This window comes from Sphingomonas pseudosanguinis (genome assembly GCF_052056765.1).
Lineage (GTDB): Bacteria > Pseudomonadota > Alphaproteobacteria > Sphingomonadales > Sphingomonadaceae > Sphingomonas > Sphingomonas pseudosanguinis.
Map to the genome: position 1 here is coordinate 1,145,858 of NZ_CP189888.1, position 23,223 is coordinate 1,169,080.

20 protein-coding genes are annotated in these 23,223 nt (G+C 68.4%); 6 read left to right on the forward strand and 14 right to left on the reverse strand.

Going from position 1 to position 23,223, the window contains the following annotated elements; all coding sequences use genetic code 11:
* Positions 1-12 precede the first annotated feature (12 nt).
* Together ACQHGV_RS05150 and ACQHGV_RS05155 are read left to right on the forward strand one after the other, a co-directional pair.
* Complete coding sequence (locus tag ACQHGV_RS05150; RefSeq protein WP_440979686.1) at positions 13-1,092, forward strand: hypothetical protein; 1,080 nt, start codon at positions 13-15, stop codon at positions 1,090-1,092.
* Positions 1,089-2,435, forward strand: a complete 1,347-nt coding sequence (locus ACQHGV_RS05155) for a sensor histidine kinase (protein WP_440979687.1) — start codon at positions 1,089-1,091, stop codon at positions 2,433-2,435. The genes ACQHGV_RS05150 and ACQHGV_RS05155 overlap by 4 nt, the downstream gene beginning before the upstream one ends.
* 47 nt (positions 2,436-2,482) lie before the next feature.
* On the opposite strand, the gene ACQHGV_RS05160 is transcribed toward ACQHGV_RS05155, so the two are convergent.
* From ACQHGV_RS05160 to gltX, 3 genes are read right to left on the reverse strand one after another with little or no spacing between them, the layout of a single operon-like run.
* A complete protein-coding gene (locus ACQHGV_RS05160) occupies positions 2,483-2,692 on the reverse strand; it encodes a hypothetical protein (protein WP_183951371.1) in 210 nt (69 codons plus the stop codon).
* 3 nt (positions 2,693-2,695) lie between these two features.
* Positions 2,696-3,979: a citrate synthase gene (locus tag ACQHGV_RS05165; protein WP_440979688.1), complete on the reverse strand. Its 1,284-nt coding sequence runs from the start codon at positions 3,977-3,979 to the stop codon at positions 2,696-2,698.
* Positions 3,980-3,981: 2 nt separating this feature from the next.
* Positions 3,982-5,466, reverse strand: coding sequence for a glutamate--tRNA ligase (gene gltX / locus ACQHGV_RS05170; protein WP_440979689.1), 1,485 nt, complete (start codon positions 5,464-5,466; stop codon positions 3,982-3,984).
* A gap of 37 nt (positions 5,467-5,503) precedes the next feature.
* Here gltX and ACQHGV_RS05175 point away from each other — a divergent pair, with 37 nt between their 5' ends.
* Complete coding sequence (locus ACQHGV_RS05175; protein WP_440980147.1) at positions 5,504-7,603, forward strand: ComEC/Rec2 family competence protein; 2,100 nt, start codon at positions 5,504-5,506, stop codon at positions 7,601-7,603.
* 304 nt (positions 7,604-7,907) lie between these two features.
* Here the strand turns inward: ACQHGV_RS05175 and lexA are convergent, their stop codons facing one another.
* The 6 genes from lexA to ACQHGV_RS05205 are packed head-to-tail and all read right to left on the reverse strand — an operon-like array spanning position 7,908 to position 12,719.
* Positions 7,908-8,588 (reverse strand): transcriptional repressor LexA, encoded by a 681-nt coding sequence (lexA, locus tag ACQHGV_RS05180; RefSeq protein ID WP_440979690.1) that lies wholly within the window; start codon positions 8,586-8,588, stop codon positions 7,908-7,910.
* A gap of 55 nt (positions 8,589-8,643) precedes the next feature.
* Positions 8,644-9,828, reverse strand: coding sequence for a molybdopterin molybdotransferase MoeA (locus ACQHGV_RS05185; RefSeq protein ID WP_440979691.1), 1,185 nt, complete (start codon positions 9,826-9,828; stop codon positions 8,644-8,646).
* Positions 9,829-9,875: 47 nt separating this feature from the next.
* Entirely contained in the window at positions 9,876-10,343 is a 468-nt protein-coding gene (moaC, locus tag ACQHGV_RS05190) for a cyclic pyranopterin monophosphate synthase MoaC (RefSeq protein ID WP_440979692.1), read from the reverse strand.
* A complete protein-coding gene (trpC, locus tag ACQHGV_RS05195; protein WP_440979693.1) occupies positions 10,340-11,116 on the reverse strand; it encodes an indole-3-glycerol phosphate synthase TrpC in 777 nt (258 codons plus the stop codon). Before trpC ends, moaC begins: the two co-directional genes overlap by 4 nt.
* Positions 11,113-12,108, reverse strand: a complete 996-nt coding sequence (gene trpD, locus ACQHGV_RS05200; protein ID WP_440979694.1) for an anthranilate phosphoribosyltransferase — start codon at positions 12,106-12,108, stop codon at positions 11,113-11,115. Before trpD ends, trpC begins: the two co-directional genes overlap by 4 nt.
* Positions 12,105-12,719, reverse strand: coding sequence for an anthranilate synthase component II (locus tag ACQHGV_RS05205; protein WP_427730005.1), 615 nt, complete (start codon positions 12,717-12,719; stop codon positions 12,105-12,107). The genes trpD and ACQHGV_RS05205 overlap by 4 nt, the downstream gene beginning before the upstream one ends.
* A 191-nt stretch (positions 12,720-12,910) precedes the next feature.
* Between ACQHGV_RS05205 and ACQHGV_RS05210 the strand changes: the two genes are divergently transcribed.
* Positions 12,911-13,345: a hypothetical protein gene (locus tag ACQHGV_RS05210; RefSeq protein WP_183951362.1), complete on the forward strand. Its 435-nt coding sequence runs from the start codon at positions 12,911-12,913 to the stop codon at positions 13,343-13,345.
* Positions 13,346-13,568: 223 nt separating this feature from the next.
* On the opposite strand, the gene trpE is transcribed toward ACQHGV_RS05210, so the two are convergent.
* Together trpE and ACQHGV_RS05220 are read right to left on the reverse strand one after the other, a co-directional pair.
* Positions 13,569-15,086, reverse strand: a complete 1,518-nt coding sequence (gene trpE / locus ACQHGV_RS05215) for an anthranilate synthase component I (RefSeq protein WP_440979695.1) — start codon at positions 15,084-15,086, stop codon at positions 13,569-13,571.
* A complete protein-coding gene (locus ACQHGV_RS05220; RefSeq protein ID WP_440979696.1) occupies positions 15,073-17,019 on the reverse strand; it encodes a SurA N-terminal domain-containing protein in 1,947 nt (648 codons plus the stop codon). Before ACQHGV_RS05220 ends, trpE begins: the two co-directional genes overlap by 14 nt.
* 134 nt (positions 17,020-17,153) lie before the next feature.
* Here ACQHGV_RS05220 and tpiA point away from each other — a divergent pair, with 134 nt between their 5' ends.
* Positions 17,154-17,900 carry a triose-phosphate isomerase gene (gene tpiA, locus ACQHGV_RS05225; RefSeq protein ID WP_440979697.1) on the forward strand — a complete coding sequence of 249 codons (747 nt, stop codon included), beginning with the start codon at positions 17,154-17,156 and terminating at the stop codon, positions 17,898-17,900.
* 395 nt (positions 17,901-18,295) lie between these two features.
* Here the strand turns inward: tpiA and ACQHGV_RS05230 are convergent, their stop codons facing one another.
* Positions 18,296-19,675, reverse strand: coding sequence for a leucyl aminopeptidase family protein (locus tag ACQHGV_RS05230; RefSeq protein WP_440979698.1), 1,380 nt, complete (start codon positions 19,673-19,675; stop codon positions 18,296-18,298).
* Positions 19,672-21,072, reverse strand: a complete 1,401-nt coding sequence (locus ACQHGV_RS05235; RefSeq protein WP_440979699.1) for a serine hydrolase domain-containing protein — start codon at positions 21,070-21,072, stop codon at positions 19,672-19,674. The genes ACQHGV_RS05230 and ACQHGV_RS05235 overlap by 4 nt, the downstream gene beginning before the upstream one ends.
* A gap of 342 nt (positions 21,073-21,414) precedes the next feature.
* Here ACQHGV_RS05235 and ACQHGV_RS05240 point away from each other — a divergent pair, with 342 nt between their 5' ends.
* Positions 21,415-21,804 (forward strand): MAPEG family protein, encoded by a 390-nt coding sequence (locus ACQHGV_RS05240; RefSeq protein ID WP_440979700.1) that lies wholly within the window; start codon positions 21,415-21,417, stop codon positions 21,802-21,804.
* Here ACQHGV_RS05240 and rimO read toward each other — a convergent pair.
* Entirely contained in the window at positions 21,788-23,128 is a 1,341-nt protein-coding gene (gene rimO, locus ACQHGV_RS05245; RefSeq protein ID WP_440979701.1) for a 30S ribosomal protein S12 methylthiotransferase RimO, read from the reverse strand. The two genes, ACQHGV_RS05240 and rimO, sit on opposite strands and share 17 nt — an antisense overlap.
* Between the last annotated feature and the right edge of the window lie 95 nt (positions 23,129-23,223).

The window sequence follows — 23,223 nt, forward strand, 5'->3', positions numbered from 1 at the left end:
TAGCGATGCCGGATGGCCGTAGAACCGGACCCGTATCAGGCTGACCCGCCAGCCGCGTCGCTGTTCGCGCGCGTCGCGCAGGCGCGCAGCCGCGCGGCCCGGCGGCGGCAGGCGGCGCTGGTCGAGCTGGGGCTGGACGAAGCCGCCCGGCTGAGCGACCAGATCCGGCTGGCCGTGGGCACCCGGCTTCGCGGACTGGTCGAGGCGGTCGCCCGCGATCTGAAGCATCAGGCCAGCCGGCTGGTGGCCGATGCCGGACATGATCAGGCCGATGCCTGGCCCGCCACGGCTTCCGACATCGTCGCGCGGCTGCAGACGGCCGGCCTGTTGCACGACCCGATTCTGGTGGATGAACTGGTCGCCCAAGCGCAGCAGCGGCTGATCGCGGATTCGTTGCCCAGCGAGACCATGGGGGGCGACGCGCCCAGCCTGCTCGTCCGGCTGACCGAGGCGCCCGACCGGATCGTTGCCACCGCCGCCCGCGCGGTGCTGGCCGCCGAAGGCCATGCGCAGGCACCGGCGGGCCATGCCGAGGATTATGCGATCCTGTCGCACCGAGCACAGGAGCGATTGATCTGGATGGTCGCCGCCGCGATGCGCGCCGATCATCGCCCGGCGGCGGATCGTGCGCTGGCGCAGGCGGCCGAGCGGATGCTCCACGCACGCGATGAGGGCGCATGCTTCGGCGCGCCCGCGCTGCGGCTGGCGACGGCGATCGATGCGCGGCCGAGCGAATTGCCGGTGCTGCTGCTCGAATGTCTGTCCGACCGCCAGCTCGGCCTGTTCATCGCGCTGCTCGCCCATGCCCTGCGGCTGGACGACCGCGATGTCCGCGAGATCGTGCTGGAGCCGGATGGCGACCGGCTGTGGCTGGCGCTGAGGGCGCTCGATCTCAACCGGGCGACGATCGCCCGGATCGGTTGGGCGATCAGCGAGGCCGACCGCCGCCGCGATGTCGAGCGTTTTGCCGATGGGCTGGATGCGGTGATGGCGATCGCCGCGACGGACGCGACCGAGGCGCTGGCGCTGTTGAATCTGCCGCGCGCGTTCCGGACCGCGATCGACCGGCTCGACGGGACGCTGCCGCGATGACGTCGATGAACAGCCCCGGCGAATCGATGGTGGCGCGGGCGATCCTCGACGGCGAGAACCGCATCCTGTCCGCCGATCCGCCGATCGAGCTGCTGCATATGCGCGCCGGGGGCGGGGCGCATGACCGGCTGGCGGTGGCGCCCATCGCGACGATCGCGCAGCTCGCCCGGCGGTTGGGCATCGCGGTGTCGCGCCGCATGGTCGTCGCGGACGATGAGGGCGATCTCGACCTGTGGGTGCAGGCGCGGCCCGAAACCGGCCAGATCCGGCTGAGCGTCAGTGGCTGGCGTGATCGCGATGCGTGGAAGCCGAGCGCGACACCCCCCGAATTCGCCGCGACCGGTGCCGATTTCCGGTGGGAAACCGACGCCGCGCTCCGCCTGATTTCGCTATCGTCGGGCACCCGCCATGGGTTCGATGCGACCGCGCTGCTGGGGCAGCCTCTCCATGCGCTGTTCGTCTTCGACACGGCGGCGGGCGGGCGGCTGCTCGCCGATCCGGTGCCGCTGGACGGGCAGGGGGCCAGGCTGCGGCCGACCGACGCGCCGGTCCGCCTGTCGGCGGCGATCCGGCACGATGCCATGGGCGGTATCGCCGGGCTGATCGGCGCGGCCTATCTGGTCGACGAGGCGGGCGAGGACGTGGAAACCGTATCGCCCGGCACCCTGCCGCTTACCGAGAGCTTCACCAACGGCCTCGACCGCGCGCTGCGCACGCCGCTGGCGCGGATCGTCGCCAATGCCGACAGCATCGCGGCACAAGGCGACGGGCCGGTGGCGGCGACCTATGCCGATTATGCCAGCGACATCGCGCATGCGGGGCGCCATCTGATGGGGCTGGTCGACAATCTGGTCGAGCTTCAGGCGATCGAACAGCCCGATTTCCGGCTCGCGGCGATGCCGATGGACCTCGCCGATGTCGCGCGCCGGGCCGCTGGCCTGCTCGGCGTCCGCGCCGAAACCGCCGGGGTGACGATCCAGCGCCCCGCCATCACCGAGACCTTGGGCGCGATCGGCGATTTCGGACGCAGCCTGCAAATCCTGATCAACCTGATCGGCAACGCGCTGCGCTATTCCCCGCGCGGTGGCGAGGTGGTGGTGACGGCCGAACGCGACGGCGATGCGGCGCTCGTCCGCGTGGTCGACCAGGGCAAGGGTATCGCGCCCGAGGATCAGGTCCGCATCTTCGAGAAGTTCGAACGCGTCGATCCGACCGAGCCGGGCGGCAATGGCCTGGGCCTCTATATCGCGCGCCGCCTGGCACGCGCGATGGGCGGCGACCTGAGCGTCGAAAGCATGCCCGGCGAGGGCGCCACCTTCACCTTCCGCCTGCGCGAGCAATAAAAAGGGCTCCCGAGGGAGCCCTTTTCGTCTCTGGTCCTGACCGGCCGTCATCGCCGCCGGGGCAGTCGCCGTGCGACCAGGATCAGCGCTAGTCCCGCCACTGCGGTGAACGCGCCGCGATCGGCCCATTCGCCGCGCCCGAGCATGAAACTCTGCTCGGGCCAGCGGATGTAACCCAGGCCCTGGCCGATCCACAATGCGCCGGTCAGCGCCAGCATGACGCCGATGGCGATCAGGATCGGCCGGACCCGGTTCATCGCTTAGCGCTGCGAAACCGGGACGTAGGAACGCTGCGTCGGGCCGGTGTAGAGCTGACGCGGACGGCCGATCTTCTGGTCGGGATCGGTGATCATCTCGTTCCACTGCGCGACCCAGCCGACGGTGCGAGCGAGCGCGAAGAGCACGGTGAACATCTCGGTCGGGAAGCCGATCGCCGACAGGATGACGCCCGAATAGAAGTCGACGTTCGGGAACAGCTTCTTCTCAACGAAATAATCGTCGTTCAGCGCGATCTCTTCGAGGCGGAGCGCCGTCTCGAACAGCGGATCGTTGACCTTCAGCGCGTCGAACACTTCGCGCACGGTCTTCTGCATCACGGTCGCGCGCGGATCGTAGTTCTTGTAGACGCGGTGACCGAAGCCCATCAGGCGGAACGGATCGTTCTTGTCCTTGGCGCGCGCGATGAACTCGGGGATGCGATCGGGCGTGCCGATCTCGCGCAGCATGTTGAGCGCGGCCTCGTTCGCGCCGCCATGCGCCGGACCCCAGAGGCAGGCGATGCCCGCCGCGATGCAGGCGAACGGATTGGCGCCCGACGAACCGGCCAGACGGACGGTCGAGGTCGAGGCGTTCTGCTCGTGATCGGCGTGCAGGATGAAGATGCGGTCCATCGCCTTTTCGACGGCCGGGTTCACCTCATAGGGCTCGGCCGGAACGCCGAAGGTCATGCGCAGGAAGTTGCCGGTGTAGGACAGCGAGTTGTCCGGGTACAGGAAGGGCTGGCCCACCGAATACTTGTACGCCATCGCCGCGATCGTCGGGATCTTGGCGATCAGGCGGTGCGACGCGATCGTGCGCTGCACCGGATCATGGATGTCGGTCGAGTCGTGATAAAAGGCCGACAGCGCGCCGACCACGCCGCACATGATCGCCATCGGGTGCGCGTCGCGGCGGAAGCCACGGAAGAACGCCGCCAGCTGCTCATGCACCATGGTGTGGCGCGTGATGGTGTTGGTGAAGCCCGACAGCTCGTCCTGGTTCGGCAGTTCGCCGTTCAGCAGGAGATAGGCCACTTCCATGAAGCTGCTATTCTCGGCCAGTTCGCCGATCGGATAGCCGCGATGGAGCAGCACGCCCTCGTCGCCATCGATATAGGTCAGCTCCGACCGGCACGACGCGGTCGAGGTGAAGCCGGGATCATAGGTGAACGCGCCGGTCTGCGCATAGAGCTTGCGGATGTCGACCACGTCCGGGCCGATCGAACCGGACATGACCGGATAGTCGAACTCTTTGCCTGCGATGTTGAATTTCGCGGTGTCGCTCATGCTCAATTATCCTTCCTATCTGCGGTCATCTGGTCCGCGATCCGACCCAGGCTTTCCTCACGGCCCAACAGGCTGAGCACGTCGAAGATCCCCGGTGACGTCTTGCGTCCGGTCAAGGCAGCGCGGAGTGGCTGGGCGACCTGACCGAGCTTCACGCCCTCGGCTTCGGCCACCTTGCGTACCGCGTCTTCCAAAAGCTCCGTATCCCAGTTGTGCACCGCGTCAAGCGCGCTGTGCACGGCAAAGAGAATGTTCCGTGCCTTTTCATCGAGAAGGCCGGCTGCGGCGTCGTCCATGGTCAACGGACGGGTCATGAAAAGGAACCGTGCGCCGTCCGCCAGCTCGTTCAAATTCGCCGCGCGGGGCTTGAGCGACGGCATCGCGGCGGTCAACAGCGCGATGTCCTCGACGCCCATCCGCTTGGCGGTCAGCTCGGCCAGGCGGCCGTCGTCGGCTTCGCGGATATAATGGCCGTTGAGGTTTTCCAGCTTCTTCAGGTCGAAGCGCGACGGCGCCTTGCCGACATTGGCGAGGTCGAACCACTGTACCGCATCTTCGCGCGCGATGATCTCGGCATCGCCATGCCCCCAGCCGAGGCGAAGTAGATAATTGCCGAGCGCTTCGGGCAAAATGCCCATGTCATCGCGATAGGCCTCGATCCCGACCGCGCCGTGACGCTTGGACAGCTTGGCGCCGTCCGCGCCGTGGATCAGCGGAATGTGCGCATAGACCGGCTCGGGCCAGCCCATCGCCTTGTAGATCGGCAACTGGCGGAAGGCGTTGTTGAGGTGATCGTCGCCGCGAATGACATGGGTGACGCCCATGTCGTGATCGTCGACCACCACCGCCAGCATATAGGTCGGCGTCCCGTCCGAACGGAGCAGGATGAGGTCGTCGAGCTCGGCATTCTGGACGGTGACGCTGCCCTGCACCTGATCCTCGATCGTGACCGAGCCGTCGCGCGGCGCGCGCAGGCGGACGACGAAGGGCTGACCTTCGGGTGCGGTCGCGGGATCGGCGTCGCGCCACGGCGAGCGGATGCGCAGCGGCTGCTTGGCGGCCTGCGCCGCCTCGCGCTGGGCGGTGATCTCGTCCTGCGTCATGTAACAACGATAGGCATGGCCACGCGCCATCATCTCGTGCGCGACCTCGGCGTGACGGTCGGCGCGGGCGAACTGGAACACCGCCTCGCCGTCCCAGTCCAGCCCCAGCCAGCGCATGCCGTCCAGGATCGCATCGATCGCCGGTTGGGTCGAGCGGACCCGGTCGGTATCCTCGATACGCAGCAGGAACTTGCCGCCGTGGTGACGGGCGAACAGCCAGTTGAACAGCGCGGTGCGCGCGCCGCCGATGTGGAGGAAGCCGGTCGGCGAGGGCGCGAAACGGGTCACGACCCCATTGGCGGCGATATCATCTGTTGCGCTCAACCGCGCATACTCCCAATCATGAAATCCGATGGCCCATTCAGCCGCCGCAGCCCCTAGCATCAAGCGCCCGCGCCGCCAAATGCCGCGCTTCGTGGCTATGCAGCGGGGGGCGCGCGGCCTTCGCGACCGGGCCGAACGCTGGGCCGAGGCTGAGCGGACCCAGATCGCATTATGGATGCCGGTCGGCCTGGGGCTGGGCATCGCCGCCTGGTTCCTGTTGCCCGATCCGCGCGCCTGGGCCGCCTTCGCCTGTCTGCTGGCGGGGATGGCTTTGGCGGCGGCGGTGGTGGCGGATGGCGGCCGTATCGCGCGAATGGTCTGGGCAATGGCCGTGCTGATGCTGGCGGGGCTGTCGCTGGCCTGGCTGCGTGCCGAGTCGGTGGCGGCGCCGGTGCTGGTGCGGCCGGTCATCGCCGATATGTTCGCGCGGGTCGATGATAGCGAGCGATTGGTGGCGCGGCAGATGGTGCGGGTCATGCTCCGTCCGGTCACGGCGCGTGACGGACGCGGGCGTGCCCTGACCCTGCCACCGCGCATCCGCGTCTCGATCGCCGATGGCGATGTGCCAGCGGGGCTGGGGCGCGGGGCGGTCCTGCGATTGCGGGCCAGGCTGATGCCGCCGGCCGGCCCCGTCGCGCCCGGCGGTTACGACTTCGCCCGCGCCGCCTGGTTTCAGGGGATCGGCGCGACCGGCCGAGGCTTCGCACCTGTCACCGTTCTACGGGGTGCACAGCGGGAGGATGGCCTGCGCCAGCGTCTGTCGAGGCGCATCACGGCGCGCGTCGAGGGCAGCGCCGGCGGGATCGCGGCGGCGCTGGCGACCGGCGATGTCGGCGCGATCGGGCTGGCGGATGCCGAGGCGATGCGGCGCGCCGGCTTGGCGCATCTCTTGTCGGTCAGCGGTCTGCATATCACCGCCGTGGTCGGCATCGTCATGACGATCACCATCCGGTTGCTGGCATTGTGGCCCTGGCTGGCGCTGCGGGTACGGTTGCCGCTGCTCGGCGCGCTCGCGGGGGCTCTGGCCGCGATCGGCTATACCTGGCTGACGGGGGCGGAAGTGCCGACGATCCGCTCCTGCGTGGCCGCGATGCTGGTGCTGGCGGCACTGGCGCTCGGGCGGGAAGCGATGACCCTGCGGCTGGTCGCGGCGGGGGCGGTGATCGTGCTGCTGTTCCGGCCCGAGGCGCTGATGGGGGCGAGCTTCCAACTCTCCTTCGCGGCGATCACCGCCATCGTCGCGCTGCACGAACACCCCGCGATGCGTCGCTGGTTCGGGCCGCATTCCGACTGGCGCTGGTCGATCGCCCGGCAGGGCGGTGCCTTGCTGGTCACCGGGCTGGTAGTCGAGGCGGCGTTGATGCCGATCGCGATTTTTCACTTCCACAAGGCAGGGCTCTACGGCGCATTCGCCAATATCGTTGCGATCCCGTGGACGACCTTCGTCGCGATGCCGATCGAGATGATAGCCCTTTTGCTGGAGCCATGGGGATTGGCGGGCCCCTTCTGGCAGATGCTCGAATGGGCATTGGAGGCGTTGCTTCGCCTCGCCCATTTCGTCGCCAGTCGGCCAGGCGCAGCGGTGGCGATGCCGGTCGCACCGGCCTGGACGTTCGCGCTGGCGGTGGCCGGAGGGCTCTGGCTGGCCTTGTGGCGGACGCGGGGGCGCTGGATCGGGGTGCCGCTGTTGCTGGGCGGGACGGCGGCCATGCTCGCCGCGCCGGCCCCCGATCTGATCGTGACCGGCGACGGGCGACACGCCGCGATCCGGACCGATGGCGGCATGGCGCTGCTCCGCGAGCGGGCGGGGGATTATATGCGGACTACGCTGGCGGAGATGAGCGGATCGCAGGGGGAACTCGCCGCGTTGTCCGATCAGTCCGCCGCGCGATGCGGGAAGGATGTCTGCCTGACGCACATGATGGCGGGTGGGCGATCATGGCGGATCGCCGCGACGCGCAGCGGCTATGCGGTGCCATGGAGCAGCCTGATCGCGCTGTGTCGACGCGTCGACATCATGATCGCCGACCGGCGTTTGCCGCAGGCGTGCCGCCCGCGCTGGTTGAAGCTGGATACGCCCGTTCTACACCGGACCGGCGGCGTGACGATCTGGCTCGATCCGCCCCGGGTCGCGACGGTCCATCGGCCGGGCGACGGACATCCCTGGCGGCGATCGGTGTCATACGGAGCGCGCTGAACGATCGCCGTCGCTATGGCGCGGAGGATGATTTGCGCTTGGCCAGCTTCCACACGGTAGGAAGGGGCCTATGCTGCCATGATGAAGACAGTTGTCATAGCCTGCGGCCAGACAAGTCTGGAGCCATTAAGCCGCTTGGCGTGTGCGACGGTGATCCGGCAAGGTTTTCGCCGTGTTAGCAAAGGGCTGACGCGAAAACCTGAATCTCGGTCATAGGCTTCGTCATTCCGAACGGCAGCTTTATATCACATGCAACCCAACGGCCGACCGATACCCAACGGTATCACCCGGCCGTCACCGCCGCTTAATCGTAGCGGCGCAAGATCCCGGAGAGCTTGCCCTGCACCCGGACCTGTGCCGGCGCATAACGCTGCGGGTCATAGGCGCGGTTGGCGGGGTCGAGCCGTACCATCGAGCCTTCGCGGCGGAAATATTTCAGCGTCGCCTCCGCCTCGTCGATCAGCGCGACGACGATCTGACCATCGCGCGCCACATCGGTGCGGCGGATCAGCGCATAGTCGCCGTCCAGAATGCCCGCCTCGACCATCGAGTCGCCCGAGACTTCCAGCGCATAATGCTCGCCCGATCCCAGCAGCGCGGCGGGTACCGCGAGCATCGAGCTGCCCTCGAACGCCTCGATCGGCACACCGGCGGCGATGCGGCCGTGCAGCGGGATTTCGACCACGTCGTTCGCGGCCTCGATCTGCACATGCGGCGAGGGCGCGCGGACATTGTCCGCCACCGTCGGCGCGGCCGCCGGCTTTTCGGGACGGTCGGGCATCCGCAGCACTTCCAGCGCGCGCGCGCGGTTCGGCAGGCGGCGGATGAAATTGCGTTCCTCCAGCGCGGAGATCAGGCGGTGGACGCCCGACTTGGACTTGAGGTCCAGCGCCTCCTTCATCTCCTCAAAGGACGGCGAAACGCCGGTTTCCTTCAATCGATCATTGATGAAGCAGACAAGCTCATGCTGCTTTGCGGTGAGCATCGCGATCCTCCGTCCAGAACAGACGTGGAACTTATATGGAACGTAAAGGCTTGCGTCAAGCGAGCATCAGGATTTCCGCCGAGTCGCCCGCGCTGGCCGGCGGCGCATGCGGTGGACGGATGATCAGGCAGGTCGAACGCGCCAACGTCAGCAGCATCGAGCTGTCCTGAATGGCGGCGGCATGAACGCGACCGTCGATCATCGCAGCACGCAGATAGTCGATACGCGGGCCGTTGGCGGGCAGATCCTCGCCCAGTACGGCGGGAATGGGCGCGGGGAAAGGGTCGGCTGCCCCCGCCAGATGCGCGATCAGCGGCTTGACGAACAATAGGGCGGTCACGAACGCCGACACGGGATTGCCGGGCAGGCCCAATACCACCGCCTTGCCCAGACGGCCCGCCATCATCGGCTTGCCGGGACGTAGCGCGATCCGCCAGAAATCGATGCTGCCCCCCGCCGCCTTGAGCGCGGGCTGGACCAGATCATGGTCGCCGACCGAGGCACCGCCCGTCGTGACCAGCAGATCGGCATCGACGCCGGCAAACGCCTCGCGCAGCCGATCGAGATTGTCGGGCAATATCCCCAGATCGATGATGTCGACCGGCAGGTCGGCCAGCATCGCCGCCAGCATCGCGCCGTTGGATTCGGGCAGGGCGGCGGGATCGTCCGCTCCCGGCGCGACCAGTTCGTCGCCCGTAGCGGCGATGGCGACGCGCACGCGCGGGCGAACGGGCAGGGTGGCATGGCCGCCCGTCGCCGCCACCGCGATCCGTGCCGGAGTCAGTCGCTCGCCGGACCGGATCAGCCGGTCGCCGGTCGTGAAGTCCAGCCCCTTGCGGCGGACATTACGCCCTTGATGCGCCGGTCCTTCGCCGGCCAGCATCAGTCTGTCCCCGTCGCGCGCGGCCTCTTCCTGCACCAGCACGGTGTCGGTGCCCTCGGGAAGCGCGGCACCGGTGAAGATGCGGGTCGCTTGCCCGGGGCCGACATGGCCCTGGAAGGGCCGCCCCGCCGCGCTTTCGCCGATCACCGTCCAGGGGCCGGGCATATCGGCGAAGCGGATCGCATAACCGTCCATCGCTGACAGGTCGCTCGCTGGCTGGGTCCGGCGGGCGGGCACATCCTCGGCAGCCCAGCGGCCGGCGGCCTCGCGCAACGCGACATAGGTGACGGGGCGATCGGTCGTCAGCGCGATCAGGCGCTGCTGGGCTTCGGCGACGGGTAAGAGAATGGCGGTCACTCCTGTTGACGCGAAGGACGCACCCGACGCGCCCGAAGTTCCGGGTTTCAGGCGTGCCAGTCGCCCGATTTTCCGCCCGTCTTCGACAACAGGCAAATATCGCCTATCGTCATGCGCTTATCCAGCGCCTTTGCCATATCGTAGACGGTCAGGAGCGTCACCGACACGGCGGTCAGCGCCTCCATCTCGACGCCCGTCTGCCCGGCGGTCGCGGCAGTCGCGGTGGCGGTCACGCCACTCTCGTCCAGGACGAGGTCGATCTCGACCTTGCTCAGCGGCAACGGGTGGCACAGCGGGATCAGGTCGCTTGTCTTCTTGGCCGCCATGATCCCGGCCACCCGCGCGACGGCCAGCACGTCGCCCTTCTGGACACTACCGGCCACGATCGCGGCGGCGGCTTCGGGCGTCATCGTGATGCGTCCCCGCGCAACCGCCTGACGCTGGGTGACGGTCTTGCCCCCGACATCGACCATCCGGGCCGAGCCCTGGTCGTCGAGATGGGTCAGTCGACTCATCCGATCAGCGCGCGGGTCGCCGCCTCGACGTCATGCTGGCGCATCAGCGCCTCGCCGATCAGGAAGCAGCGAATGCCATGCTCGGCCATCGCGTCCAGATCGGCGCGGCTGGTCAGCCCGCTTTCGGCGACGAAGGTCGCACCGGCGGGGGCGTGCGCCACTAGATCATAGGTCCGCTGAAAATCGACCGAGAAGTCCCTGAGATCGCGGTTGTTTACTCCGATCAGCCGCGACTTGAGCCGGGCGGCGCGCTCCATCTCGGCGGCGTCGTGCACCTCGACCAGCGCGTCCATGCCGCAGTCGATGGCGGCCGCCTCGATCTCCTGCATCTGCGTATCGTCGAGCGCGGCGACGATGATCAGGATCGCGTCCGCACCCAGCGCCCGCGATTCGTGCACCTGCCATGGATCGACCATGAAGTCCTTGCGCAGCACCGGGATCGACACGGCGGCGCGGGCCTGTTCCAGATAGGCGTCGGCCCCCTGGAACCAGCGCTCGTCGGTCAGCACCGACAGGCAGGCGGCACCGCCTGCCTCATAGGCACGGGCATGGGCGGGGGGATCGAAATCGGCGCGGATCAGCCCTTTGGACGGGCTGGCCTTCTTGACCTCGGCGATCAGCGCGTGGCCGGTCTTGGCGTCGAGCGCGGCGCGAAAGCCGCGCGGCGCGGAGACCTGCGAAATGCGCGCGTCGAGATCGGCGTGCGACATGGTCGCCTTGCGCGCGGCGACATCGGCGCGCTTGGTTTCCAGGATGCGGTCGAGCATCGTCATCGGTAAGCAATCCATCGATCGAGGAGGGCGGCGGCCTCGCCGCTGTCGATCGCGCGGGCGGCGGCCACGGCCCCCTGGGCCAGATCGGCGCTATGCCCGGCGACCAGCAGCGCGGCCGCGGCGTTGAGGAGAACGGCGTCGCGATAGGCGCCCGGCTCTCCGGCGAGCAGACGGCGAAGCGCCTCGGCATTGTGCCGCGCGTCGCCGCCGCGAATGGCGGTGATGGGATGACGGGGAAGCCCGGCATCCTCGGGCGTGATCGTGCGGGGCGCATCGACCTGGCCGACCGACACGGTGATGCTGGGACCGGCGCCCGACAGTTCGTCCAGCCCTTCCTCGCCCGATACGACCAAGGCCGCCTCGGCCCCCAGCTGCTCGAGCGCCTCGGCATAGACGGTCGCATAGTCGGGGCGGGCGATACCGATCAGCTGCCGCCCGACATGCGCGGGATTGGCGAGCGGCCCCATCAGGTTGAAGATCGTCCGCCGCCCGATCCGCTTCCGGATCGGGGTGATCCGCGCCATGGCGGGGTGATGATTGGCGGCGAAGAGGAAGGCGATGCCGATATCCGTCAGGCTGGCCTGCGCCATCTCACCCGCGCGCTGCATGTCGAGGCCGAGTACCTCCAGCGTGTCGGCGGCCCCCGCCTTGGACGAGGCGGCGCGGTTACCATGCTTGGCCACCGGCACGCCCAGGCTGGCGACGACCAGCGACACGGCGGTCGAGACGTTCAGCGTGTGATGCCCGTCGCCCCCGGTGCCGCAGACATCGATGGTGCCCGCCGGCGCTTCGATCGGGATCAGCCGCTGGCGCATGGCGCGCGCCGCCTCGGCGATCTCGATCGAGGTTTCACCGCGCTCGGTCAGGCCGATCAGGAAGGCGGCGATGGCCTCGTCCTCGGCGCGCCCGTCCAGAATGTCGGAAAAGGCCGCCGCCGCGCTTTCGCGGGACAGCGGGCTGGCCGTATCGGGCAGCAAGGCGATGGTCGTCACGCGGCGTGTCCGACCGGGGGCCGCAGCCGTTCGGGCAGGTCGTGCGCCACGCCCGCCTCGCGCAGGAAATTGGCGAGCATCGCATGGCCATATTCGGTGGCGATGCTTTCGGGGTGGAACTGGACGCCGTGGATCGGCAGCGTCTGGTGCCGGAAACCCATCACCGTCCCGTCCTCGGCCCGCGCATTGACGACCAGATCGTCCGGCACGTCGTTGACGATCAGCGAGTGGTAGCGCGTCGCGGTGAAGGGCGAGGGGAGGCCGCGGAACAACCCGGTCCCGTCATGCAGCACCGGCGACGTCTTGCCGTGCATCAGCCCGCCGCGCTGGACCAGCCCGCCAAAATGCTGGCCGATCGCCTGATGGCCCAGGCACACGCCGAGCAACGGCCGGCCGGCATCGGCGGCGGCGGCGACCAGGTCCAGGCTGACGCCCGCTTCGGTCGGCGTGCAGGGGCCGGGGGAAATGAGAAAAGCCTGCGCCCCCGACGAGAGCGCTTGGCCCGCCGAGATCGCGTCGTTGCGGACCACCTCCACCTCGCTGCCCAATTCCTGAAGATAATGGACGAGGTTCCAGGTGAAGCTGTCGTAATTGTCGACGACCAGGATCATGGGACCGCCATAGCCGATCGTACGGGCGGTGCAACGCCCCCCTTTCCCTTATGGTCACGCCTTTGGGGTCGAACAGGCCGTACATGCGGCCGGCGGCCGTAATTTCGCCCGAATGCGCGCGCTTGGGCGATCGTTCAGCATGGAGCCATGCGCCGTGTCTGACGTTAGAATATCAAAGGAGTCCCGTCGCCATGGTTCGAGCCGCCCTGATTGCCGCCCTGCTCTTGTCCTCGGGGAGCGCCTATGCCCAGACGGCATCACAGGATCAGCAGGCGGCCACCGGCCAACCGCCCAAGCGCGTCCGCAACGTGACGCTGACCGGCGACCAGAAATGTCCCGAGAGCACCGCCGAGGAGGTCGTGGTCTGCGGCCGCGACGACGAGCCGTATCGCATCCCGAAGGCGCTACGTGACGATCGCCCCATCGCGGCGCAGAACCAGAGCTGGGTCAATCGCGCCGCGACGATGGATCAGGTCGGCCGCGTCGCCGGGGGCATCCCCAATACCTGCTCGCCGATCGGCACGGGCGGCCAGACCGGGTGCAGCATGATGTGGAACCAGCAATATCAGGCCGAACGCCGCGCCCGCCAGGCCGAGGCGACGCCGCCGGCGGCCGATGGGGAGTGAGCGGGGCGCCCAAGCGGTCACGAACTGAAGCCCAGTAATTTCGCCGTTCCCCCGCGAAGGCGGGGGCCCAGTTTCTTGGTTGGGCTGTCGTGAGGGCAGGCCACTGATAATCCTGCCATGAAAGAGTACTGGGCCCCCGCCTTCGCGGGGGAACCGTTCGCGACGGGTACTTTGGCTGCCTCGCGGGGCAGGCGGTCCCTGCTCCGACGTGGCGGCACGCGCCCTACTGCCCGAAACCGCCTTCGCCCGCCCGTGCTACCGCCTCACGTGCCGCCGCCAGCATCGCGCCGGCCTTCGCCTCGCATTCGCGCTGTTCATAGGCGGGGTCGCTGTCGGCGACGATGCCGGCGCCCGCCTGGACATGGATGGTGCCATCCTTGACCACGGCGGTGCGCAGCACGATACACGAGTCCATCGAACCGTCGGGCGAGAAATAGCCGACGCCGCCGGCATAGGCACCGCGCCGCTCCGGCTCCAGCTCGGCGATGATCTGGCAGGCGCGGACCTTGGGCGCGCCGCTGACCGTGCCGGCGGGGAAGCCCGCGAACAGCGCGTCGAGCGCATCCTTGTCCTCCGCCAGCCGGCCGACGACGTTGGACACGATGTGCATCACATGGCTGTAGAATTCGACCGTATAGCTGTCGGTCACGCGGACGCTGCCCGCCTGCGCCGCGCGACCCACATCGTTGCGACCTAGGTCGAGCAGCATCAGATGCTCGGCGCGCTCCTTGGGGTCGGCGAGCAGGCTGTCGCGATGCGCGATGTCCTCGGCCCCGGTCTTCCCGCGCGGGCGCGTGCCCGCGATCGGGCGGATCGTCACCTCGCCCTCACGGACGCGCACCAGGATTTCGGGGCTGGACCCGATCAGTGCGAAGCCCGGCAGGTCGAGATGATAGAGGAAGGGCGACGGGTTGATCCGACGCAGGCTGCGATACAGCTCGAACGGCGGTAGCGCGAAGGGCGCGGAGAAACGCTGCGCCAGCACGACCTGAAAAATGTCGCCCGCGACGATATAGTCCTTCGCGCGCGCCACCATCTCGCCATAGCGGCCGGCAGGCAGGGCGGGGGTATAAGCGGGTTCGTCGAGCTCGGCGCGAACCGGCGCGGGCAGGGGCGTCGAGGCCAGCCGGGCGGCGGTCGCCTCCAACCGGTCCTGCGCCTCGGCAACTGCCTTGGAGGGGTCGACGTCCGAACCCGGCCAGATCGGTGCGACCAGATACAGCGCGTCGGCCAGCCGGTCGAACACCAGGATCACCGTCGGCCGCACGAAAATCATGTCGGGCAGGCCGAGCGGATCGCTCGCCGGCTGGGGCAGCGTCTCGACCAGCCCGACCGTCTCATAGCCGAAATAGCCGACCAGACAGGCGAGCGCGGCGGGCAGTCCCTCGGGCACATCGGCGCGGCACTCCGCGACCAGCTGCCGCAGCGCCTCCAGCGTCGGCGCGGCGCAGGGCTCGAACGCCTCGCGATCGGTCGCCCAGCGGCGGTTGATCCCCGCCTCATGGCCATGCGCGCGAAACACGAGGTCGGGGGCAAGACCGATCAGGCTGTAGCGCCCGCGCGTGGCACCGCCCTCGACCGATTCGAGCAGGAAATCACCGCGCCCCGGCTCGATCAGCTTCAGCGCGGCGGCAACCGGCGTTTCGGTGTCGGCGATCTGCCGACGCCAGATCAGCGCGGGGCGACCCGCCTGAAGCTGGGCGATCGCGGCGTCGTCGGTGCGGGGCTTAGTTGCTCCCATTGTTCAGCAGCTCCGAGCGCACCTTCGCCACCGCCTTCGGATCGGTCTTCACGCCGACCGTGTCGCGCACGGCGCGCGCGAACTGCGAGACATATTCGCGGCCGATCAGGCGGCCGATGTCCTGGCGTGCGGCCTGGATCGCGGCGGTGTTGCCGGTGGCGTTGCCCGCATCGATTTTGGTCGCGCGGATGATGTACCAGCCCTCATTGGCCGGGGCTTCCAGCGTCTTGGCCTTGCCCTGCGGCATCGAGAACAGCAGCGCGAGCGGCGCGGCGGCGGGCGTGTTCTGCGCGGCGGCGAGGTCGCGGCGCGACGCGGCGATCGGGCGGACCGGCGGCGCCGCCAGCCCGGTTTCCTTCAGCGCCTGCGCCATCGGCATGCCCTTGTTCACCTTGGCGAGCACGGCATTGGCCAGCTTGCGCGTGGCGGCGCGGGCGCGGTCGGCGGTCAGGTCGGCGACTACCTGCTGTCGGACCTGCGCCAGCGGACGCGGCGCGGAGCGCTGGATCTGACCGACGCCGACGATGGCGAAGCCGCCATCCTGGCCGACGGGCACGATCTGCGGCGCGTCGCCTTCCTCGGCGGTGAAGGCGGCGGTGATCATCGCGCGCTGCTCGGGCGTCGGCTGGAAACCGGGCGTCTCGGGCGCCGCGCCCTGCGCAGTGACGGCGGGGGTGGTCTGCGCCTGCAACTTGCGGTCGGCGACAACCTCGTCGAAGGTCGCGTTGCCCGACAGCGAGTCCTCGATCGCGTTGCGGGTCTCGCCCAGCGCGGCGGTCTGCTTTTGCTTGGTCAGTTCGGCGACGATCTCGGGGCGAACCTGCGCCAGCGTCTTGCCGGCGACCTGGGTCACCGCGTCGACGCGCGCGACGACGAAGCCGAGCGGACCGCGCACCGGGCCGACGACCGCGCCCTGCGCCGCGCCGAACACCGCATCGGCGACTGCCGGCGTGCTCTGCGTGGCATAGGTCGCCTTGTCGACGCCCTTTTGCACCGAGGCTTCCAACCCGGCGGCGCGGGCGGCATCGGCCAGGCTGGCGCCGCCCTTGGCACGCGCGGCCAGCGCGTTGGCGCCCGCCTGATCGGCGACGATCACCTGGGTGATGTCGCGCTTCTGGGTTGCGGCATAGCGCGCGGCGTTGGTCTGGTAATAGCGTGCGATCTCCGCTTCGCTCGGCGCGGACTGGCCGGCGATCGAGGCCGGCGTCACCAGCGCATAGCGCACCACGCGGCGCTCGGGCAGGGTATAGCGCTGGATGTTGCGGGTGTAGAAGGCCTGGATGTCGGCATCGCTCGGCGCGGCGCCGGCACCGACCAGGCGGGTCGGGATATAGCCGACCTCGCCCTGACGCTTTTCGAGGAGCAACGAAGCATAGGGCAGCGCCATCTGCGTCGCCATCTGGGTCGCGCCGATCGTCGGCACGGTCAGCTGCTGTGCGAACAGCGTGCGCTGCAGATCGGTGCGGACCTGCGCATCGGTCATCTTCCGCTGCGCCAGAAGCTGTTGATAAAGCGCCGGATCGAACTGGCCATTGGGGCCACGGAAAGCGGGGATCGAGGCGATCTGGCCGTCGACCAGCCGGCGCGACACGACCATGCCCTGGTCCTTGCCGAACTCCTCGAGCGACAGGCCCGTCACTTCGCGCTGCAACACGCCCTCGAACCCGCCGGCGGCGATGAACTGCGCCATGTCGAGCGTCGGCTGTTCCTGGCGATAGGCGGCGACTTCGTTCTGCGCGGCGGTGCGCAGGTCGTCGACGGTCACCTTCGCATCGCCGACCTTGGCGACGGTCGAACCGGTCAGCCCGCCGGCCATGCCCGAGATATTGGACACGTCACCGGCGGCAAAGGCGATCGCGATGATGCCCAGCACGATGAAGGTCACGATGACGCCGGCCTTGGAATTGATGATCCGGCGGAAGAAGCTGAGCATGGACGACCGATCGGCAAAGGATAAAAACGCATGTGCTTTAGGGGGACGGCGCGCCCGCATCAAGCTTGTGCCGCGCGCACGATCCGCTATCGGTGTTGAACACGTATAACAGTCGACTCATGGGAGCCCCTGAAATGGCACGGCGCAAACTGGTGGCGGGCAATTGGAAGATGAATGGCTCGCGCGCGGCCCTGGCCGAGCTGGACGCCATCGCGGCGGCGGCGAAGGCGGCCCCGCAGGTCGATGTGGCGATGGCGGTGCCCTTCACGCTGATCGCGGCGGCGGCCGAGCGGGTGCCGGACCTGTCGATCGGGGCCGAGGACGTGCATGAGCGCGATTCGGGCGCGCATACCGGCTGCGTCTCGGCGGGGATGGTCAAGGAGGCGGGCGCACGCTTCACCATCGTCGGCCATTCCGAACGCCGCGCGGACCAGGGCGAGACCAGCCAGGACGCCTGGGCCAAGGCGGCGGCGGCGCATCGCAACGGTCTTCACGTCATCCTATGCTGCGGCGAGACCGAGGCGGAACGTAATGCCGGCCGCGCCGAACGGGTGGTGCAGGCGCAGATCGAGAAGTCGGTGCCCGACAATGCCGATGGCAGCTGGTTCACGCTCGCCTATGAACCGCGCTGGGCGATCGGGACGGGGCGGACGCCGACCGTGGAGGATATCGCCAGCATCCACGCCATCGCGCGCGCCAAGCTGCGCATGCTGATCGGCGATGCGGCGGACGGGGTTCGGATCTTGTACGGCGGCTCGGTGACGGGCGACAATGCCGCGATGCTGCTGGCGGTCGAGAATGTCGACGGCGCGCTGGTCGGCGGTGCCAGCCTGACGGCGGCGAAGTTCGTGCCAATCATCGAGGCGGCAGCAGGGCTGTGAAGCCGGGGCGGGGGCGGGACGTGCGCTTCGACTTCGCTCAGCGTGAACGGCTGTTTGGACCCAACCCTAACGTCCGTTCCGCCTGAGCGCAGTCGAAGGCCGAGCCCCGGCATTCATCTCAAACGCCGAACGGGGTTGTGCAGTTAGGGCATGGACAGGGCATGCGCTTCGGCTTCGCTCAACGTGAACGGTTGTTTGGCCCCATCTCCAACGTCCGTTCAGCCTGAGCGCAGTCGAAGGCCACGCCCCGTCCTGCTCCTCAAACTCCCGGCGGAGTTGAGTAACTGGGGTGAGGGCTGACGCGCTTCGACCTCGCTCAGCGTGAACGGCTGTTTGAACCCACCTCCACCCCCGCTCAGCCTGAGCGAAGTCGAAGGCCACGCCCCGACCTTGCCTCAAGCCTTGGAATACCGCCCCTTCAACATCCGGTACGCCGCACGCAGCGCATAGGCGTCACCGCCCTTGGGCCGCCCCGGCTTGCCCGAAGGCCGCCACGCGAACACGTCGAGATGCGCCCAGGCCGTGTCCTTGGGCACGAAGCGGCGCAGGAACAGCGCGGCGGTGATCGCCCCGGCAAAGCCGCCATCGGGGGCGTTGACCATGTCGGCGATGTCCGACTTCAGCATCTCGTCATAACCGTCCCAGAGCGGCAGACGCCATACGGGGTCTTGCTCGCTCGCCGCCGCCGCGAGCAGATCGGCCGCCAGCCCCTCGTCATCGGTGAACAGCGGCGGCAGGTCGGGACCCAGCGCCACGCGTGCCGCGCCGGTCAGGGTCGCGAAGTCGAGGATCAGCTCGGGGTTGTCCTCGCCCGCGCGGGTCAGCGCGTCGCCCAGGATCAGGCGGCCTTCGGCGTCGGTGTTGGTATTCTCGACCGTCAGACCCTTGCGAGTCCGCAGCACGTCACCGGGGCGGAAGGACGCCCCCGACACCGCATTCTCGACCGCCGGGATCAGCAGGTGGAGCCGCACCGGCAGCCCGGCCGCCATGACCAGTCCGGCCAGCGCCAGCGCATGCGCCGCGCCGCCCATGTCCTTCTTCATCAGGCGCATGCCGGCGGACGGCTTGATGTCGAGGCCGCCGGTGTCGAAGCACACCCCCTTGCCGACGATGGCGATGCGCGGATGGGCGGGATCGCCCCAATGCAGCTCGATCAGCCGGGGCGCGCGCTCGCGGATCGCGGCCTGGCCGACCGCATGGATCATCGGATAGTCGCGGGCGAGCGCTTCGCCGGCCGTCACCGTAACGCTGGCGCCATGACGTTGCGCAAGATCGCGGGCGCCGGTTTCCAGCTCCGCCGGGCCGAGATCGCCCGCACCGGTATTGACCAGATCGCGCACCTGCGCGGTCGCGGCGGCGATGCGCACGATCTCGTCGCGATGCGCGACGTCGCCGGTCAGCAGCACGCGGTCGCCGATCGACTCGCCCTTGCGATAGCGGGTGAAGCGATATTGGCCGAGCAGCCAGCCCAGCGCATTGGCACCGACCTCCGCCCCGTCGAGGCGATAGGTCCCGGCCGGCAGGCTCTCGGCCAGCTTGGCGAGCGCCCAGGGCGAGGTGGGATCGGCGACACCCGCAATCACCGCGATGCCGTCACCATGCGGCACGAGCAGATGCGTGTCGGGTTTGGCGGTAAAGCGTTGCGCGGTCGCCAGCGCGCGGGTGGCGGCGGATTGCCGGGTCAGCCACGCGGGAAAGCCATCCGCGGTCAGGACGGTGACGGACTGCGCGGGCTGGCCACGATCGGGTTGAAGCAGAGCGGAGAAATCGTTCATTCGACGGGGCTTACCAGAAATTGTTCGATGCGACCCTGAGCACCCGGCTCGGCATAGGTGCTGATCCGCAGGGTCCGGGTCGGATAGCTGACGCGGTAGGAGCGATTGACGAAGCCGCCGCGTAGCCGCGTCTGGCCGACCTGCTCGATCTTGCTCGGCGCGCCCAGCGGCGACAGGCTGGTCCGGTAATCGGCGATGGTCGCCGGGGTGAAATAATAGGCCGCGTCTTCGGTCAGCAGCGCGCCGTCCAGCCGCCCGGCCTGCAACTGGGCATAGACCTGCTTCGTCCGGTCGAGCGCGGCGGCGTCGGGATTGCTCGCCTGGGGCTGGGGCAGGATGACGTCGGCGATGCCCTTGGCGATGCGGCCCGGCGCATCGGCGAACCAGGCGTTGACCGCGACGACGATCGCCGCCTTGTCCTCGGGATAGACGATATTCTCGGTCAGGAAGCCGACCGCCTCGCCGCTATGCTCGACGATGCGGCGGCCGTCCTTCACGCCGATCCCGACGCCCAGGCCATAGCCGGTGCTGGCGCCGCTGGTCAGGTTGACGGGCGTCTCCTGCTCGGCCCAGAGCTTGGCCGGCAGTAGCGTGCGGTTCATCCGGGCGACGTCCCATTTGGCCAGGTCCTGCGGCGACATGGCGAGTTCGCCCGCCGCGTAGAGCCAGCCGGGCGCAGCCGGCGTCTCGACCCGGACGGGACCCAGCGCATGGCGCAGATAGCCTTGCGGGAAGCCCGGCCCGACCGCCTTGTCCTGATCCAGCGCCCGGATGCCGAGCGGGCGGAACACCCGCGCCTGAAGGAAATCGAGCAGCGGCTGGCCCGCCACCTTCTCGACGATCATGCCGGCGACGACATAGCCGGTATTGGAATATTGCCACTGGGTGCCGGGTGCGAAGTCGAGCGGTGCCTTGGCCCAGCGGTCGACGATGCCCTGCGGCGTGGTCGGGGTCGCCATCGCCTTGAAGCTGTAATCCTGCGGCCAATAGTCGCGCAGGCCCGAGGTATGGCTGAGCAGCTGGCGGATGGTGATCGTGTCGCCACCGGTGATGCCGGGAATGTATTTGCTGACCGTGTCGTCGAGCGACAGCTTGCCCTCGTCCGCCAGCAGCTGGACGGCGGCGGCGGTGAACTGCTTGGATACCGAGGCGATCTGATAGGGCAGAGTCGGATCGGCCGGCCCCTTCTGCCCCTCGAACTGCTTGCCGTAAGCCTTGGCGAGCACGGTCTTGCCGCCGCGCACCACTGCGATCGAGGCGGACGGGACGCCGGTATCGGCCAGCGTCTTCGTCACCAGCGCATCGATCGTCCGGGTCTCGGCGGGGGTCAGCGCCTGGGCAAGCAGCGGAGCGGGGGCGATGAACGCGATCGCCGCCAGCAAATGGGGGTATCTCATGGCGCCCAAGGAAGCAGGTTTGGCGAGGTGGTGCAACGGGGTGTGGGGTGTTGGGGCGTGGGCTTCGACTGCGCTCAGCCCAAGCGGCTTTTCCAAGATCACCCCTCCCTCCGTTCAGCCTGAGCGAAGCCGAAGGCCACGCTGGCACATTCGCCACGCTTGATCCGGGGTTGCGTGGAGAGTGCGTCCCTTGGCCTTCGACTACGCTCAGGCGGAACGGAAGATGGGGGTGAATTTCTTTGCCATCCCGGCGGAGTCCGGGGGGCCAGTCGCTATGCTTTGCGTTGGAACGGCTATGGCATGGAACCCGGCCTTCGCCGGGGTGGCCACTGGAGACAGGGAATGACGACCGAACTGACGATCCTCGGCTGGTCGATCATCCTGCTGTTCGTACATATCGCGCTGCAATCGCAGCTGGCGACGCTCGACCGGGGGATCGGCTGGAACGCCGGGCCGCGTGACGGGACGCCGGCACCGCTTGGCCCCTATGCCGGGCGGGCCGAGCGCGCCTCGGCCAATTTTCGCGAGACCTGGCCGGTCTTCATCGCACTGGCGCTGGGGCTGACGGTGACGGGCCAGAGCGGTGGAATGGCGGCGACCGGCGCGTGGGTGTGGTTCCTCGCGCGGGTCGCCTATGTGCCGCTCTATATCTTCGGCGTCCGCTATGTGCGGTCGCTGGCCTATCTGGTGTCGATGGCCGGGCTGGTGATGATGCTTATGCGTTTCCTGTGACGGGGACGCCGTACAGGTCGTGCTCGTCGGCGTCCTCGATGGCGACCTTCACGATGTCGCCGACCGACAGATGGCCGGCGTCGCGCAGGAAGACTTCACCGTCGATCTCGGGCGCGTCGGCTTGGCTGCGGCCGGTAGCACCACCGTCCTCGTCGACCGCGTCGATGATGACGGGCAGGGTGCGACCCACTTTCGCGGCCAGCTTGGCGGCGGAGATGGCGGCGGTCTTTTCCATGATCCGCGCGTAACGCTCTTCCTTCACCTCTTCAGGGACGTGATCGGGCAGGGCGTTGGCGGCGGCACCCTCTACGGGTTCGAAGCGGAAGGCGCCGACACGGTCGAGTTGGGCTTCATCCAGCCAGTCGAGCAGATATTCGAAATCCTCCTCCGTCTCGCCGGGGAAGCCGACGACGAAGGTCGAGCGGATCGCGATGTCGGGGCAGATGTCGCGCCACTGATGGATGCGTTGCAGCACCTTGGCGTCGTTGCCGGGACGCTTCATACGCTTGAGCACAGAGGGCGCGGCATGCTGGAACGGGATGTCCAGATAGGGCAGCACCAGGCCTTCCGCCATCAGCGGGATCACCTGATCCACATGCGGATAGGGATAGACATAGTGCAGGCGTACCCAGGGCGCGATCTTGCCGAGTTCGCGGGCGAGGTCGGTCATGTGCGGCACGACCTCCTGCCCCTTCCACATCCGGGGTTCCTTGCGGATGTCGATGCCGTAGGCCGAGGTGTCCTGGCTGATGACCAGTAGCTCGCGCGTGCCCGCCGCGACCAGCTTTTCCGCCTCGCGCAGGATGGCGTCGGGACGGCGGCTGACCAGATCGCCGCGAAGGCTGGGGATGATGCAGAAGCTGCACCGGTGGTTGCAGCCCTCCGAAATCTTCAGATAGCTGTAATGGCGCGGCGTCAGCTTCAGGCCGGCGTCGGGGATCAGGTCGATATAGGGCGACAGGTTGGCGGGCGCGGCGGCGTGGACGGCCTCTACCACCTGCTCATATTCATGCGCGCCGGTAATCGCCAGCACGTCCGGAAAGCGGGTGCGGATCGCCTCGGCTTCCTTGCCCATGCACCCCGTTACGATGACGCGGCCGTTTTCCTTGATCGCCTCGCCGATCGCCTCCAGGCTTTCCTCCTTGGCAGAGTCGAGAAAGCCACAGGTGTTGACCAGTACGACGTCCGCGCCGGCATAGTCGGGCGACATCTGATAGCCATCGGCGCGCAGCTGGGTCAGGATGCGTTCGCTGTCGACCAGATTCTTGGGACAGCCGAGCGAGACCATGCCGACACGCGGCGGAGTGGGGAGTTTGGTTGCCATGGGATGCGCGCGCACATAGTCCAAATCGGACCGCTTTTCCAGATGCGCTTGCGCCATGTGGTCGACAGGCCGCCGCGATCCCGGCATGAGGGGCC

Excerpts from the sequence above, each read along its gene's own strand:
- ACQHGV_RS05150 (WP_440979686.1), top strand. The coding sequence starts at position 13 with ATGGCCGTAGAACCGGACCCGTATCAGGCTGACCCGCCAGCCGCGTCG.
- ACQHGV_RS05155 (WP_440979687.1), top strand. The coding sequence starts at position 1,089 with ATGACGTCGATGAACAGCCCCGGCGAATCGATGGTGGCGCGGGCGATC.
- ACQHGV_RS05160 (WP_183951371.1), bottom strand. The coding sequence starts at position 2,692 with ATGAACCGGGTCCGGCCGATCCTGATCGCCATCGGCGTCATGCTGGCG.
- ACQHGV_RS05165 (WP_440979688.1), bottom strand. The coding sequence starts at position 3,979 with ATGAGCGACACCGCGAAATTCAACATCGCAGGCAAAGAGTTCGACTAT.
- gltX (WP_440979689.1), bottom strand. The coding sequence starts at position 5,466 with ATGCTAGGGGCTGCGGCGGCTGAATGGGCCATCGGATTTCATGATTGG.
- ACQHGV_RS05175 (WP_440980147.1), top strand. The coding sequence starts at position 5,504 with ATGCAGCGGGGGGCGCGCGGCCTTCGCGACCGGGCCGAACGCTGGGCC.
- lexA (WP_440979690.1), bottom strand. The coding sequence starts at position 8,588 with ATGCTCACCGCAAAGCAGCATGAGCTTGTCTGCTTCATCAATGATCGA.
- moaC (WP_440979692.1), bottom strand. The coding sequence starts at position 10,343 with ATGAGTCGACTGACCCATCTCGACGACCAGGGCTCGGCCCGGATGGTC.
- trpC (WP_440979693.1), bottom strand. The coding sequence starts at position 11,116 with ATGACGATGCTCGACCGCATCCTGGAAACCAAGCGCGCCGATGTCGCC.
- ACQHGV_RS05205 (WP_427730005.1), bottom strand. The coding sequence starts at position 12,719 with ATGATCCTGGTCGTCGACAATTACGACAGCTTCACCTGGAACCTCGTC.
- ACQHGV_RS05210 (WP_183951362.1), top strand. The coding sequence starts at position 12,911 with ATGGTTCGAGCCGCCCTGATTGCCGCCCTGCTCTTGTCCTCGGGGAGC.
- trpE (WP_440979695.1), bottom strand. The coding sequence starts at position 15,086 with ATGGGAGCAACTAAGCCCCGCACCGACGACGCCGCGATCGCCCAGCTT.
- ACQHGV_RS05220 (WP_440979696.1), bottom strand. The coding sequence starts at position 17,019 with ATGCTCAGCTTCTTCCGCCGGATCATCAATTCCAAGGCCGGCGTCATC.
- tpiA (WP_440979697.1), top strand. The coding sequence starts at position 17,154 with ATGGCACGGCGCAAACTGGTGGCGGGCAATTGGAAGATGAATGGCTCG.
- ACQHGV_RS05230 (WP_440979698.1), bottom strand. The coding sequence starts at position 19,675 with ATGAACGATTTCTCCGCTCTGCTTCAACCCGATCGTGGCCAGCCCGCG.
- ACQHGV_RS05235 (WP_440979699.1), bottom strand. The coding sequence starts at position 21,072 with ATGAGATACCCCCATTTGCTGGCGGCGATCGCGTTCATCGCCCCCGCT.
- ACQHGV_RS05240 (WP_440979700.1), top strand. The coding sequence starts at position 21,415 with ATGACGACCGAACTGACGATCCTCGGCTGGTCGATCATCCTGCTGTTC.
- rimO (WP_440979701.1), bottom strand. The coding sequence starts at position 23,128 with ATGGCAACCAAACTCCCCACTCCGCCGCGTGTCGGCATGGTCTCGCTC.